The sequence below is a fragment of the Enterococcus sp. DIV0970a genome, from assembly GCF_051711265.1.
Lineage (GTDB): Bacteria > Bacillota > Bacilli > Lactobacillales > Enterococcaceae > Enterococcus_D > Enterococcus_D casseliflavus.
Genome location: NZ_JBIOMF010000001.1, coordinates 1,756,838 through 1,772,080, shown reverse-complemented (window position 1 = coordinate 1,772,080; position 15,243 = coordinate 1,756,838). Strand labels below are relative to the sequence as shown.

The window sequence follows — 15,243 nt, the reverse complement described above, 5'->3', positions numbered from 1 at the left end:
TTGTTATAATAATCAAGGAAGCAAGCAAAAGTCTATTTTCTTTCTTTTGATAATCAAGTATACTTAACCAATTGAGGTGATCTTTGTCAATGGAGCTACAACTAACTAGGAGGACTGGTTTTTATGGAATGGGCAGTCCCTTGGAGGTCATGCAAGGAAAAAAAAGAATCGCTGCCATCAATCATCAGCAAACGATTTTTTTGGCGCTGGCTGAGCAGACGCCGATTCGTGTGCGCATGTTTTTTTTAGAAAGTCAGCCTTTTCAGTTACCAAAAGGCCAATCAGCGCTCAAGCTGGAGATCGTGATGAATCCTGCGCTTAAAAGAATATATATCGGCTTTTATTTAAGCCTTTTTCTCATGATGGGGGTATTGGGCTTATTATCCATCTCCCTTTACTCGTTGCTTTTTGTCGGTGTGTATTTAGTGGCATATTTTGTCTTTGTTTTGATTTATTTAAAAAAAGCGTATCTTATCAAGGAGGTTCCTCATGGCTAGTGGTGCAGATCAATTTTTGAGCAGTTTTAATCGAATCGAAAAGCGGCTTCGTGACGAATTGGATAATCCGCGGAATATGGGTTTTTCTGAAATGGTTCGTCGCTTGTCAAAAAGCAAAAATATCAATGTCAGAAGAGCAGAAGATGATCTATTACAAATGGCTCAGCTGCGCAATGCCATCGTACATGAAAAAATCGGAGAAAACTTTGTCATTGCAGAACCGAATGAATGGGTCGTCAATCGCATCCAAGAAATTGAACACTCCTTACTGGCACCTGAAAAAGTCATGCCGCGTTTTGCGAAACGAGTGACTGGTTTTGAAAAGTACCTGCCATTACCAGAGTTATTGAAAATCGTTGCCCAAAAGCGCTATTCACAATTTCCGATCTATGATAATGGTCGATTTTTGGGCTTGATCACCTTGCGTATGCTGGGTTACTGGTTAGCGAAAGAAAGCCTCCATGGTGAAATCAAGTTGGCAGGCAGAACGGCAGATGAATTATTAGCAGGAGATGGGAAACGATCAAATTATTGTTTCGTGTCGGCTGAAACGACCATCGTAGAAGTGGAAGAATTGTTTCAAAAAAATGCCCTGCTTGAGGCGGTTTTGATCACCAAGGATAAAAATCCGAATGGAAATCTCTTGGGCATCATCCGTCCACGAGATATTTTTAAAGAAGAAAGAGTGGAAAATTTATGATCGCGTTGTTTTTTTTGTTAAGTGCTGTTGTCATTGGCTTGGATCAATGGCTGAAAATTTGGATCGTTGCCAATTATCAACTGGGTGAAACACATTCTCTGATCGACAATGTGTTGTCCCTGACCTATCTTCAGAATACGGGCGCAGCTTGGAGTATTCTAGAAGGAAAAATCACCTTTTTTGCGATCATCACCGTTATCGCGGTTGCTGTTGTTGTTTACCTATTGTTTCGCTACCAAAAAAGCAGTCTATGGTTTCGTTTCGGACTGGCGTTTGTTCTAGGTGGGGCGATCGGTAATTTTATCGATCGATTGCAGCATGGCTTTGTGGTCGATATGTTCCAGCTTGATTTTATCAATTTCCCAATTTTCAATATCGCTGATATGTCATTAGTGTTCGGGGTGATCTTGATTTTTATTTATGCACTGGTAGATGACGAAGCAAAAGGGAAACAAGGAGAATCAAATGGAAAAGCAAATTGAAGTAATCATTAAAGAAGAAAAAGGGCGGGTCGACAAAGTGTTGGCTGAACGCTTGCCAAATCATAGTCGGTCACAAATCCAGCAGTGGCTAAAAGAAGATGCGGTCACATTGAAGGGCGAAACGGTTCGGGCAAATTATAAGGTAAAAGCAGGTGATCACTTGATCATCCAAGTACCAGAACCTGAAGTTGTAGACTTACAACCAGAAAATATTCCTTTGACGATCGTCTATCAAGATGCTGATGTGGCAGTCATCAACAAACCGCAAGGGATGGTGGTTCATCCATCCGCTGGGCATCCAAATGGCACCTTGGTTAATGCGTTATTGTACCATATGGATGATTTATCCACGATCAATGATGTTGTTCGGCCAGGAATCGTTCATCGAATCGACAAAGATACGTCGGGTCTGTTAATGATCGCCAAAAATGATCAGGCACATGAGTCGTTAGCGAAACAATTGAAAGACAAAACATCGTTACGCAAGTACGTAGCATTGGTTCATGGTACGATCAGCCACGAAAAAGGCACCATCAATGCACCAATCGGTCGCTCAAAAGTCAATCGCAAAATGCAAGCCGTGATCGAAAATGGCAAACCCGCTGTCACTCACTTCACCGTGTTGGAGCGCTTCGAGCAGTTCACCTTAGTAGAACTACAGCTGGAAACAGGAAGAACCCATCAAATAAGAGTCCACATGCAGTACATCGGTTTTCCACTAGCTGGCGATCCACTATATGGACCTAAACGCACGCTAAAAGGCAATGGGCAGTTTTTACATGCCAAGCTTCTAGGCTTCACCCACCCAACAACAGGCGAGTCGCTGGTCTTTGAAGCGCCATTACCAGAGCTGTTCGCGGACACGTTAAAAAAATTGCGAAAAAATGATTGATTTTTTTGTGTGAGAACTGTATAGTAATTGTAACAACTAAATAGCTCCTTTAAATGTAGTCCCGTGAGGCTAAGAAGGAATGAGTAAGCAGACGACTCCCGCGTTGGAGATTCGAACCCTTACTAGATGATAACGTGTACCCAAAATCCACAGAATGGGATTTTAGGCAACGATCGGAAAACATGACTCCTACCTCAAGCAGGTAGGAGTTTTTTTATGTTCAAAATTAGGAGGGAATAACATATGGCAGCGAAAGAAGTAGTAGATGCAGTAACAATGAAACGAGCGTTAACGCGGATCACCTATGAAATTATAGAAAGAAATCGCGGCATTGATAACTTGGTGCTGGTAGGGATCAAAACCCGCGGCATCTATATCGCGCAACGAATAGCAGAACGTTTAAAACAACTAGAAGGCGTAGAAGTACCTGTCGGTGAATTGGACATCACCTTGTACCGAGATGACAAAAAGACAGAAGATGATCCAGAGATCCATTCATCAGACATCCCGACTGCCATTGATGGCAAAGAAGTCATCTTGATCGATGATGTCTTGTTTACAGGACGGACGATTCGGGCAGCTTTGGATGCAATCATGGATATTGGTCGACCAAAAAGAATCTCACTCGCCGTTTTAGTTGACCGCGGTCATCGTGAACTGCCGATTCGGGCAGATTTTGTTGGAAAAAATATTCCAACTGCTTTAAGTGAAGAAATTATCGTGGAGATGGAAGAATCAGATGGTTCTGACCGGATCATGATCAATAAAGAAAACGACTAGGAAGAAGAGTGACAGCAACATGCAGAAGCAAGAATTTCGTAATCCAGACGCAGTTTTAGACATCAAAGATCGGCCCAAAGCACTGCCTTGGTTAGGCCTAAGCTTACAACATCTTTTCACGATGTTTGGGGCAACCGTTTTAGTTCCGATCCTCGTTGGGATCAACCCCAGCATCGCATTAGTTAGTTCAGGTATTGGAACATTGGTTTACTTGGTTACGACGAAAGGGAAGATTCCAGCGTATCTAGGCAGCAGCTTTGCGTTTATCGCAGCGATGCAGATGCTGATGAAATCTGACGGCTACCCAGCTATTGCACAAGGCGCCATCACGACTGGGTTGGTCTACGTGATCGTTTCGATGATCATTAAACGTGCAGGTGCTGCTTGGTTGGATAAGATCTTACCACCGATCATTGTCGGTCCTGTGATTATGGTGATTGGATTAGGGTTAGCCGCTAACGCAGCTCAGAATGCGATGTACAATGACTCAGTCTACGATTTCAAGTACATTCTGGTAGCCTTGGCTACCTTAGGATTAACGATTTTCTTCAATATGTTTCTGCGAGGGTTCTTAGGACTGATTCCGATCCTTCTGGGGATCGTGGGCGGATACTTGATCGCCTTAGCAGCGGGAATCGTCGATGTACAGCCCATCATTGACGCCAACTGGTTTGGCATGCCGAGCTTCGAGATTCCCTTCATTAACTATGAACCAAAACTGTATCTGAATGCGATCACGACGATGGCGCCGATCGCTTTTGTTACCATGACCGAACACATCGGTCATCTGATGGTCTTGAACAAATTAACGAAGCGGAACTTTTTTGAAGAGCCAGGCTTGAACCGAACACTTTTGGGCGATGGTTTTGCTCAAATCGCAGCCGGTCTCGTTGGGGGACCCCCAGTGACAAGTTACGGAGAAAACATCGGGGTTTTAGCCATTACACGGGTCCACAGTGTGTTCGTCATCGGTGGTGCGGCAATTCTAGCCATCGTACTAGGCTTCGTTGGAAAACTAAGCGCATTGATCTTAAGTATTCCTGGTCCAGTCATCTCAGGGATCAGCTTCCTGCTCTTTGGCGTCATCGCTGCCAGCGGGTTGAAAATTTTGATCGACAATAAAATCGATTTTGATCGTAAGAAGAATTTGATCATTGCGTCAGTGATCCTTGTGGTAGGAATCGGCGGGCTTGTCTTCACGGTCGGTACCTTCACCTTATCCGCAATGGCGTTAGCAACTGTCCTAGGAATCTTCTTGAATCTTATTTTACCTGACAGCTCTCGCAGCGAAGAAAAATAACTTGTGCCAACTCATCGTTTAAACAGAATCAAAGGAGGAATTCATTCATGATTATTCAATCCGAAAGAATCAGCTTAAAGCATCTTTTGACGGTCGAAGCATTGACAGACCGTGAAGTGATGGGACTCATCCGCAGAGGACAAGAATTCAAAAGAGGGGCGAAATGGATGCCCCAAAAAGAACAATATTTCGCAACAAATCTCTTTTTTGAGAACAGTACCAGAACCCACAAAAGCTTCGATGTTGCTGAGAAAAAACTAGGGATCGAAGTCATCGAATTTGAAGCCTCCACCAGTTCTGTTCAAAAAGGCGAGACCTTGTATGACACGGTCTTGACGATGTCGGCTTTAGGTGTAGACGTTGCGGTCATTCGCCACGGCGATGAAAACTACTACGACTCTTTGATCCAAAGCAAAACGATCCAGTGCAGTATCATCAATGGCGGGGACGGCAGCGGCCAACACCCAACGCAATGTTTGCTAGATCTGATGACGATCTATGAAGAGTTCGGGCACTTTGATGACTTGAAAGTCGCAATCGTAGGCGATATCACCCACTCACGGGTCGCAAAATCAAACATGCAAATGTTGAAGCGTCTCGGCGCGAAAGTCTTCTTCTCAGGTCCAAAGGAATGGTATGACGAAGAATTTGAAGTATACGGTCACTGGATGCCACTCGACGAATTGGTCGCAGAAGTCGATGTCATGATGATGCTTCGTGTCCAGCACGAGCGCCATGATGGAACGGAAAGCTTTTCAAAAGAAGAATACTTAAAAAATCACGGGTTGACCGTCGAACGCGCCGCAAGAATGAAAGAGCATGCGATCATTATGCACCCAGCACCAGTCAATCGCGATGTAGAGTTAGCTGATGCCTTAGTTGAAAGCTTACGCTCGCGAATCATCACCCAGATGTCCAATGGCGTCTTTGTTCGAATGGCAATTCTTGAAGCGGTGTTGAACGGTAAGGCCTAACAGGAAAAAAGGAATGAATTAGAGGAGGAAGTTTACATGAAAACACTCATTAAAAACGGTAAAATCATCAAAAAAGACAATCACTGTGTGCCTGCAGCAATTTGGATCGAAGACGGAATCATTCGCGGGATCAGTACAGCATTTCCCGAAACAGATTTTGACGAAGTCATCGATGCCAAAGAGCAATTGATCACACCAGGTTTAGTGGATGTTCATGTACACTTCAGAGAACCGGGCTTTGAATACAAAGAAACAATCGAAACGGGCAGCATGGCAGCCGCTCGTGGCGGGTTTACGACAGTTTGCGCAATGCCAAACCTTGACCCAGTTCCTGATACACCAGAAAAATTAGCAGCTGTTTACGAAAAAATCAGCGCAGATGCATCAATCAATGTCTTACAATACGCTCCGATCACCGAAAACTTGCGCAGCGAAACGTTGACGGATGCAGCTGGAATGAAAGCCGCGGGGGCATTTGCCTTAACAAATGACGGTGTCGGGGTTCAGACTGCTGGCACAATGTATTTGGCAATGAAGCAAGCCGCCGAAAATGACTTGGCCTTGGTTGCCCATACAGAAGATGATTCCTTACTCTTTGGCGGCGTGATGCATGCTGGTAAAAAAGCGGAAGAACTTGGATTGCCTGGGATCTTGAGTGTAACAGAAGCTTCTCAAATCGCTCGGGATGTGCTTTTGGCGGAAGCAACAGGAGCCCATTACCATGTCTGCCATGTCTCTACGAAAGAAAGTGTTCGAGTGATTCGAGATGCCAAAAAAGCTGGGATCCATGTGACAGCCGAAGTTTCTCCCCACCATTTGCTTCTCATCGATGAAGATATTCCTGCCGATGAAGGCTTTTGGAAAATGAACCCACCGCTACGTGGGCAAGAAGACCGTGAAGCGTTGATCGAAGGTCTGTTGGATGGCACGATCGATTGTATCGCGACGGATCATGCCCCACATGGCTATGAAGAAAAAATGCAAAGCTTTTTAAAAGCACCCTTTGGCATCGTCGGATCAGAATATGCCTTCCAATTGTTGTACACTCATTTTGTGAAAACAGGACGCTTTACCTTGCAGCAGCTAGTGGATTGGATGACCGTGAAACCAGCGTCGCTCTTTGGTCTAAGTGCTGGAACGATGATGGTCGGAGACAAAGCCGACCTGGCAATTTTTGACTTAGAATCAGCTTATAACGTGGATCCTAAGCAATTCCTATCAAAAGGAGTCAATACGCCTTTCGGTGGATGGACGTTATATGGGGATACGAGTTATACATTTGTAAATGGTAAAACAGTATGGCAAAAAGGTGGGCAATAATATGAAGCGTTGGCTTATTTTAGAAGATGGAACATACTTTGAAGGCGAAGGGTTTGGTGCCAGTGTCAATGTTTTTGGTGAGATCGTTTTTACCACAAGCATAACAGGGTATCAAGAAGCCATTACGGATCAAAGCTTTAACGGACAAATCATTACGTTTACGTATCCGATGGTTGGCAATTACGGCGTCAACCGAGACGATTACGAATCAATTTCACCAACTTGTAAAGGGGTTGTTGTGAAAGAACACGCGCGTCTAGCGAGCAATTGGCGGAAACAGCTGACGTTAGACGAATTTTTAAAACGCAAAAATATTCCAGGGATCGCAGGAATCGATACACGAGCGCTGACGAGAAAGATTCGTCAACACGGAACCATGAAAGCGAGTATCGTTGATGCAGGCGATGTCTTTGATCATGCCTTTGATCAATTAAAAGCGGCGGTTTTACCAACCAATCAAGTGGCACAAGTTTCTACCTCAAAACCTTATCCAAGTCCTGGAACGGGTCGCAATATCGTGGTCATCGACTTCGGCTTGAAGCACAGTATTTTACGGGAGTTGTCACGCCGCAACTGCAATTTAACGATTTTGCCATACAATACGACAGCGCAAGAAATTTTAGACCTCGCACCAGATGGCGTAATGCTGACGAATGGACCAGGCGATCCCAAAAGCTTGCCAGAAGCAATTAAAATGATACAAGGGATTCAAGGCAAGGTACCAATCTTCGGGATTTGTTTAGGTCATCAGCTCTTCTCATTAGCGAATGGAGCAGATACCTATAAAATGAAGTTCGGTCACCGCGGACTAAATCATCCGGTAAGAGAGATCGCCACTGGTCGGATCGATTTTACCTCACAAAACCATGGCTTTGCTGTGGATGAAGCATCCATCGATCCAGAAAAACTAATGGTGACCCACGTCGAAGTAAACGATGGCACGATCGAAGGAGTTCGTCATCGCCGTTACCCAGCATTCAGTGTCCAATACCACCCAGATGCGGCACCGGGCCCGCATGATGCAGTCCACTTATTTGACGAATTTTTAGAGATGATCGATGCATGGAAGGAGCAGAACTAATATGCCAAAACGTACAGATATCAAGAAAATCATGGTTATCGGTTCTGGACCGATTATTATAGGACAAGCGGCAGAGTTTGATTATGCCGGTACACAAGCTTGTTTAGCTTTACGAGAAGAAGGCTACGAAGTGGTGTTAGTCAATTCGAATCCCGCAACGATCATGACGGACAAAGAAATTGCTGACAAAGTCTACATTGAACCAATCACATTTGAGTTCGTCTCACGGATTTTACGTAAAGAACAGCCTGATGCAATTTTACCGACATTAGGCGGACAAACGGGCTTGAATATGGCGATGGAATTAGCCAACTCAGGTATTTTGGATGAATTAGGAATTGAGTTGCTAGGAACCAAATTAGCAGCAATCGACCAGGCAGAAGACAGAGATTTATTCAAACAATTAATGGAAGAATTGGATCAACCGATCCCAGAATCAGAAATCGTGTCAACGGTGGAAGCAGCAGTTGAATTTGCGAAAAAAATCGGCTTTCCAATCATTGTTCGTCCTGCATTTACGCTAGGGGGAACGGGCGGCGGCATGTGTAACAATGAAGAAGAACTTCGCCAAATCGCTGAAAACGGCTTGAAGCTCTCGCCAGTGACCCAATGCTTGATTGAACGGAGTATTGCTGGATATAAAGAGATTGAATATGAAGTGATGCGAGATTCTGCTGACAACGCGATCGTCGTTTGTAATATGGAAAACTTCGATCCAGTCGGTATCCACACCGGCGATTCCATCGTCTTTGCGCCGAGCCAAACTTTGTCAGACCATGAATACCAAATGTTACGGGATGCCTCATTAAAAATCATCCGCGCGTTAAAAATCGAAGGTGGCTGTAACGTTCAATTGGCGCTTGATCCTCATAGCTTCAACTACTATGTCATTGAAGTAAATCCACGGGTCTCACGTTCCTCTGCGTTAGCAAGTAAAGCTACAGGGTACCCGATTGCCAAACTGGCAGCGAAAATTGCCGTCGGTTTAACATTGGACGAAATGAAAAACCCAGTCACAGAAACCACCTATGCAGAATTTGAACCCGCCCTTGACTATGTCGTCGCAAAAATTCCTCGCTGGCCGTTTGACAAGTTTGAAACTGGGGAACGTCGATTAGGAACACAAATGAAAGCGACTGGTGAAGTGATGGCGATCGGTCGTAATATTGAAGAGTCATTATTAAAAGCCGTTCGTTCATTGGAGATCGGCACACACCATATCGAAATGAAAGAATTAGAAGCTCTTTCTGACAATGATCTGATGGAAAAAGTCATCAAGGCGCAAGATGATCGCCTATTCTACGTCATGGAAGCCATCCGAAGAGGGTACACCATCGAAGATTTGAACGAAATGACGAAAATCGACTTGTTCTTCTTGGATAAGATGCTTCACATCTTTGAGATCGAACAAGCATTAGCAAACGAACCACAATCCCTTGATGTGTTGAAAAAAGCCAAGCAAAACGGCTTTACGGATAAAAAGATTGCTGAGCTGTGGGAAACCACGGAAGCTGAGATCCGCACGCTGCGTCATGAGCAAAAGATTTTGCCCGTCTACAAAATGGTAGATACATGTGCCGCAGAATTTGAATCAGCAACACCTTATTTCTACAGCACCTATGAGTTTGAGAATGAAAGCAAGCGCAGTGAAAAAGAATCTGTTCTTGTCCTAGGTTCTGGACCGATCCGAATCGGACAAGGGGTGGAGTTCGACTATGCAACAGTGCACTCGGTGAAAGCGATCCAAGCTGCTGGCTATGAAGCGATCATCATGAACAGTAATCCTGAAACGGTTTCGACTGACTTTTCTATCTCCGACAAGCTGTACTTTGAACCATTGACCTTAGAGGATGTCTTACACGTGATCGACTTGGAACAACCAATTGGGGTCATCGTCCAATTTGGCGGGCAAACGGCGATCAACTTAGCAGAGCCTTTAGTAAAAGCTGGGGTCAAAATCTTAGGCACCAGCATTGAAGATCTTGATCGTGCCGAAAATCGTGATCTCTTTGAGCAAGCATTACAAGCGCTAGATATTCCGCAACCACCAGGGGATACAGCGACGAATGAACAAGAAGCGATCGCCATCGCTCAAGAAATCGGCTATCCTGTTTTAGTCCGCCCAAGTTATGTCTTAGGGGGACGTGCGATGGAAATCGTGGAAAACCAAGCCGATTTAGAAGATTATATGCGTCATGCAGTGAAAGCATCACCAGAACATCCTGTTTTGGTCGATCGTTACTTGGTCGGTAAAGAATGTGAAGTCGATGCTATCTGTGACGGCAAAACTGTTTTGATACCTGGAATCATGGAACATATCGAGCGTGCAGGGGTCCATTCAGGAGATTCAATGGCGGTCTATCCACCGCAAAATCTTTCGGATGAACTAATTGCTACGATCGAAGAATATACCAAACGCTTGGCATTAGGTTTAAATTGTATCGGTATGATGAATATCCAATTTGTCATCCATGAGAACAAAGTGTATGTCATTGAAGTAAATCCTCGTGCTAGCCGAACCGTACCATTTTTAAGCAAGGTAACAGAGATCCCAATGGCCCAAATTGCCACGAAGGCGATTCTCGGGGAAGAGATCACAGCGTTAGGTTATCAAGACGGACTTGCGCCAACGCCAAATGAAGTACACATCAAAGCACCTGTCTTCTCCTTTACAAAACTTTTAAAAGTCGATACTTACTTAGGCCCTGAAATGAAATCAACGGGTGAAGTAATGGGATCAGACAAAGATTTGGCAAAAGCACTTTATAAAGCTTTTGAGGCATCAGGCCTGCATATTCCTGAATTTGGAAAAGCACTTTTCACCGTTGCAGACGAAAGCAAAGAAGAGGCAGCAGCACTGGCAGCGCGTTTCGTAGAGGTCGGCTTCACCTTATTGGCTACCAATGGAACCGCCGATTACTTTGAAGAAAAAGGACTACAAGTGACTCGGGTTGCCAAGATTTCCGAACAGCAAGCAGAAGAAACGGTTGTTGATTTGATCCGTAAAGGAACGACCCAAGTTGTAGTCAATACCATGGACAAAGATCGCCAAAATGCAACGGAAGACGGATTTATCATCCGCCGAGAAGCGGTGGAACATGGTGTACCGACCTTTACTTCTCTTGATACAGCGGATGCGATTCTAAAAGTGATGGAATCCCGCAGTTTTTCAACAAAAGCAATTTAACGCAGATAAAGGAGTTTTTTGATGAAGCAAGAAATCATGACCATCAGCAAACAGCGTCAACTGGCACCGCGGATTTTTGAAATGACATTGACGGGTGAATTAGTCAATGAGATGAGGACCCCAGGGCAATTTCTACACCTGCGGGTTCCTCAAAATGCCTTTCTTCTTCGCCGACCGATCAGTATCAATCATATCGATGCTGAGAAAAAAGAATGCCGAATCATTTATCGGGTTGAAGGAGATGGCACAAGAATTTTTTCAGAAATGACTGTTGGTGATCCAATCGATGTGATGGGGCCGTTAGGAAATGGGTTTCGCTATCATCATTTAAACCAAGGGGACACTGCATTTATCGTAGGGGGCGGTATCGGTGTGCCGCCGCTCTATGAATTATCGAAACGCCTGACGCAACAAGGCGTCCACGTCATTCACTTTTTGGGCTTTGCCAGCAAAGACGTTATGTATTATGAAGAGGAATTTCGCACACTGGGAGATACGAGGATCGCTACCGATGATGGCAGCGCGGGTTTACAAGGAAATGTTGGCAACCTGTTATTAGCTGCAGAGCAAACACCTGCGGCGGTCTTTGCTTGCGGAAATAACGGTCTTTTAAAAACCACCGCCCAGCTTTTCGAAGACCTTCCAGATGTTCAATTATCCATGGAGGCGCGAATGGCTTGCGGGATGGGTGCCTGTTATGCCTGTGTTTGCCATACGAAAGATGATGAACAAGGCACAAAAAGTGTCAAAGTTTGTGACGAAGGGCCTGTATTTCAGGCGAGAAAGGTGGTCATTTAATGTCGATCAATGTCGAGCTACCCGGATTGAGTCTAAAAAATCCGATCATGTCTGCCAGCGGCTGTTTTGGGTTTGGTGCAGAATATGATAAATATTATGACATCAGTCAATTAGGTGCGGTGATGATCAAAGCGACCACACCTGAACCACGTTTTGGCAATCCGACCCCAAGGGTAGCAGAAACGCCTAGCGGTATGTTAAATGCCATCGGGTTGCAAAATCCTGGGTTAGAAGCGGTCATGAATCAAATTTTACCCGACTTAGCTCAAAAACACCCCGATTTGCCAATCATCGCGAATGTTGCCGGTTCGACCGTCGAAGATTATGTTCTTGTGTGTCAGGAAATCAGTCAGGCAGAAAATGTCAAAGCGATCGAATTGAATATCTCTTGCCCGAACGTCAAGCATGGCGGCATCACGTTCGGAACCGATCCTGCGGTTGCTGGTGCATTGACTGAAGCGGTCAAAAAAGTCTCGCAAGTGCCGATCTATGTCAAACTTTCGCCGAATGTGACGGATATCGTCCCAATTGCACAAGCGATCGAAGCAGGCGGCGCCGACGGGTTTACGATGATCAATACACTTTTAGGCATGCGGATCGATCTAAAAACACGGAAACCAATTTTAGCTAACCAAACAGGGGGCTTGTCTGGTCCGTCAATCAAACCAGTGGCGATTCGCCTGATCAAACAAGTGGCGCAAGTTTCTCAATTACCAATTATTGGCATGGGGGGCGTGATGTCAGTGGATGATGTCCTTGAAATGTATCTGGCAGGTGCTAGTGCTGTTGCAGTCGGAACCGCAAACTTTACCGATCCTTACATTTGCCCAAAGTTGATTGAAGAATTGCCTATACGAATGGCAGAATTAGGAATCCCTTCTTTGGAACAGCTGATAAAAGAAGTGAGAGAGGAGCACATGTGATGAGTGAACGGCCAATTATTGCCTTAGATTTTCCTAACAAACAGGCTATTGAAACTTTTTTAGCGCAATTTCCTATAGAGGAAAAGTTGTTTGTGAAAGTGGGAATGGAGATTTTCTACCAAGAAGGACCAGCGATCGTTACTTGGTTAAAAGACTGTGGTCATGATATTTTTTTAGATTTAAAACTACATGATATTCCCAATACAGTAGGACGAGCAATGGAACGCTTAGCTTCTTTAGGTGTTGCTTTGACGAATGTTCATGCGGCCGGCGGGATCGAAATGATGACTGCTGCTAAAAAAGGCCTGCAGCAAGGAACCCCCGCAGGGCACAAAGTTCCTGATTTGATTGCAGTTACCCAATTGACCTCCACTAGTGAGGCACAAATGCATCATGATCAGCAGATCATGACGTCACTGCAAGAAAGTGTCATGCATTACGCCACTTGTGCCCAAAAAGCTGGGTTAGACGGTGTTGTTTGCTCCGCTCACGAAGCAAAGCAGATCAAACAAAGGACAACGGATGCCTTCATACGCTTGACGCCTGGTATCCGACCAGCTGGCAGTGAAGTTGGTGATCAAAAACGGGTCATGACACCTGCACAAGCTCGTAAAGCAGGGGCTACCATGATCGTTGTGGGACGTCCAATCACCCAATCTAAGGCACCGTATGAAAGTTATCTGCAAATAAAACAAGAATGGAAGGAAGCTAGCCAATGAAAGAACAATCCAATCAAATCGCCAAAGATCTTTTAGACATCGAGGCGATTTTCTTACGACCGAATGAACCATTTACTTGGGCAAGCGGCATCAAAAGCCCTATTTACTGCGACAATCGAATTACTATGAGTTATCCACATGTACGTCGCGCCATTGCGAAAGGCTTAGCTGCAGTCATCAAAACGACTTACCCAGAAGCAGAAGTGATTGCAGGGACCGCAACAGCTGGGATTCCCCATGCTGCATGGGTCGCTGAATTGTTAGATTTGCCAATGGTTTATATTCGCAGCAAAGCAAAAGAACACGGTAAAGGCAATCAAATTGAAGGGCGTATTCAACCAAATCAAAAAATGGTCGTCATTGAAGATTTATTGTCAACAGGTGGCAGTGTCTTAGAAGCTTGTGAAGCAGCCAAAAGAGAAGGAGCCGACGTATTAGGCGTCGCTGCGATCTTTACTTACGAGCTGCCTCAAGTCCAAGAAAATTTTGATCAAGCAGGTTTACCCTATGTAACTTTGACAAACTATACAGCGTTGATCGAGTCGGCTTTAGAAACGGGTGCTATTCAAGAATCTGATGTTGCCCTGTTACAAGAGTGGCGTAAAGATCCTGCTGCTTGGTTGAGTTAATAAGGAATTGAAATAAGAAACGGATATGTGAGGGAATGACCAAGCATATTCGTTTTATTTTTACCTATTTTCTGATAGCATTGGGAGAAAGTTTTTTGATAGGAAGGGCTATACCTTGCTGTCAACTTGAATTAGGAGGCTGTTTTTTTTGAAAAGAAATATGGACGTTCCCTGGAGTTATTCCGGAGACAATGGACCTGAACATTGGCACACTTTGTGCGACTGGTATGCACAAGGTGCCGAATTTCCTTACCAATCCCCAATCGCTTTAGTCCACGATGAGACCGAAGAACCCATCGATCAGGACTTGGCTTTTCACTATAAACGAGAGCGGTTCACGGAAAAAGAATTCAAAAATACGATTCACTTCGTTCCTTATAACAAAGAAAGCTATGTCACATTTAAAGGGATCAACTACTATTTGACGGATATTCATTTTCACATGCCGTCTGAACATATTATCGATGACGAGCAGCAAGAGTTAGAGTTTCACCTCGTTCATATGAATGATGACGGAGAAAACTTGGTGGTGGGTATCTTATTCAAACTGACGGATAAACTCAACTGGATCTGCAATCAGCAAGACGACAGCATCTGGGACTTTGAGAACCACACCCAATGGTTTGATCCGAGCATGTTCTTGCCAGAACGCACCCACCATTTTCATTATGTTGGTTCCTTGACGACCCCACCAACGAAAGGGCCAATCAACTGGTTTGTCTTTGACTGGATTGGGGAGATGAGCCGTCGCTTCATTTTAGAATTCCGCGAAGAAGTATTAGAAAATAATAATCGCCCATTGCAAGACCGCAAAGATCGGCCTATTTATTTCTATTGATTTATAAAAATGGTTCCTTTTACGTATTTTTTTCGGACTTCTCTTCTGATTATCCTATAAAACCCGACGTAGTGGGAACCTTCTAGCAATACAATAGTTTAAAAACGAACGGAAAAAAAGACG

At 44.5% G+C, this 15,243-nt stretch carries 15 protein-coding genes; all 15 read left to right on the top strand.

Annotated elements, in window-relative coordinates; all coding sequences use genetic code 11:
- Nucleotides 1-89: 89 nt before the first annotated feature.
- The 15 genes from IGK14_RS08520 to IGK14_RS08450 all read left to right on the top strand — a co-directional run bounded on the left by IGK14_RS08520 (nucleotide 90) and on the right by IGK14_RS08450 (nucleotide 15,120).
- A complete protein-coding gene (locus tag IGK14_RS08520) occupies nucleotides 90-497 on the top strand; it encodes a hypothetical protein (RefSeq protein ID WP_438712042.1) in 408 nt (135 codons plus the stop codon).
- Nucleotides 490-1,197, top strand: coding sequence for a CBS domain-containing protein (locus IGK14_RS08515; RefSeq protein WP_010748375.1), 708 nt, complete (start codon nucleotides 490-492; stop codon nucleotides 1,195-1,197). Before IGK14_RS08520 ends, IGK14_RS08515 begins: the two co-directional genes overlap by 8 nt.
- Nucleotides 1,194-1,679 carry a signal peptidase II gene (lspA, locus tag IGK14_RS08510; protein WP_005226122.1) on the top strand — a complete coding sequence of 162 codons (486 nt, stop codon included), beginning with the start codon at nucleotides 1,194-1,196 and terminating at the stop codon, nucleotides 1,677-1,679. Before IGK14_RS08515 ends, lspA begins: the two co-directional genes overlap by 4 nt.
- On the top strand, nucleotides 1,663-2,571 hold the full coding sequence (locus IGK14_RS08505) for an RluA family pseudouridine synthase (RefSeq protein ID WP_005226121.1): 909 nt from the start codon (nucleotides 1,663-1,665) through the stop codon (nucleotides 2,569-2,571). Before lspA ends, IGK14_RS08505 begins: the two co-directional genes overlap by 17 nt.
- A 243-nt stretch (nucleotides 2,572-2,814) precedes the next feature.
- Nucleotides 2,815-3,351: a bifunctional pyr operon transcriptional regulator/uracil phosphoribosyltransferase PyrR gene (pyrR, locus tag IGK14_RS08500; protein WP_005231374.1), complete on the top strand. Its 537-nt coding sequence runs from the start codon at nucleotides 2,815-2,817 to the stop codon at nucleotides 3,349-3,351.
- Between the two features lie 19 nt (nucleotides 3,352-3,370).
- On the top strand, nucleotides 3,371-4,651 hold the full coding sequence (locus IGK14_RS08495; protein WP_005226119.1) for a solute carrier family 23 protein: 1,281 nt from the start codon (nucleotides 3,371-3,373) through the stop codon (nucleotides 4,649-4,651).
- 47 nt (nucleotides 4,652-4,698) lie between these two features.
- Nucleotides 4,699-5,625, top strand: coding sequence for an aspartate carbamoyltransferase catalytic subunit (locus IGK14_RS08490; RefSeq protein WP_005226118.1), 927 nt, complete (start codon nucleotides 4,699-4,701; stop codon nucleotides 5,623-5,625).
- 36 nt (nucleotides 5,626-5,661) lie between these two features.
- Nucleotides 5,662-6,945 (top strand): dihydroorotase, encoded by a 1,284-nt coding sequence (locus IGK14_RS08485; RefSeq protein ID WP_010748373.1) that lies wholly within the window; start codon nucleotides 5,662-5,664, stop codon nucleotides 6,943-6,945.
- Between the two features lies 1 nt (nucleotide 6,946).
- Nucleotides 6,947-8,026 carry a carbamoyl phosphate synthase small subunit gene (locus tag IGK14_RS08480; RefSeq protein WP_438712037.1) on the top strand — a complete coding sequence of 360 codons (1,080 nt, stop codon included), beginning with the start codon at nucleotides 6,947-6,949 and terminating at the stop codon, nucleotides 8,024-8,026.
- Between the two features lies 1 nt (nucleotide 8,027).
- Complete coding sequence (carB, locus tag IGK14_RS08475; protein WP_010748371.1) at nucleotides 8,028-11,213, top strand: carbamoyl-phosphate synthase large subunit; 3,186 nt, start codon at nucleotides 8,028-8,030, stop codon at nucleotides 11,211-11,213.
- A gap of 21 nt (nucleotides 11,214-11,234) precedes the next feature.
- Nucleotides 11,235-12,011, top strand: coding sequence for a dihydroorotate dehydrogenase electron transfer subunit (locus tag IGK14_RS08470; RefSeq protein ID WP_225000860.1), 777 nt, complete (start codon nucleotides 11,235-11,237; stop codon nucleotides 12,009-12,011).
- On the top strand, nucleotides 12,011-12,934 hold the full coding sequence (locus IGK14_RS08465) for a dihydroorotate dehydrogenase (RefSeq protein ID WP_231435180.1): 924 nt from the start codon (nucleotides 12,011-12,013) through the stop codon (nucleotides 12,932-12,934). Before IGK14_RS08470 ends, IGK14_RS08465 begins: the two co-directional genes overlap by 1 nt.
- On the top strand, nucleotides 12,934-13,653 hold the full coding sequence (gene pyrF / locus IGK14_RS08460) for an orotidine-5'-phosphate decarboxylase (protein ID WP_231435179.1): 720 nt from the start codon (nucleotides 12,934-12,936) through the stop codon (nucleotides 13,651-13,653). Before IGK14_RS08465 ends, pyrF begins: the two co-directional genes overlap by 1 nt.
- A complete protein-coding gene (pyrE, locus tag IGK14_RS08455) occupies nucleotides 13,650-14,282 on the top strand; it encodes an orotate phosphoribosyltransferase (protein WP_438712034.1) in 633 nt (210 codons plus the stop codon). The genes pyrF and pyrE overlap by 4 nt, the downstream gene beginning before the upstream one ends.
- A 160-nt stretch (nucleotides 14,283-14,442) precedes the next feature.
- The gene (locus IGK14_RS08450) at nucleotides 14,443-15,120 is read left to right on the top strand and encodes a carbonic anhydrase family protein (protein ID WP_017144366.1); all 678 of its coding nucleotides are present in this window, start codon (nucleotides 14,443-14,445) and stop codon (nucleotides 15,118-15,120) included.
- The last annotated feature ends 123 nt before the right edge of the window (nucleotides 15,121-15,243 follow it).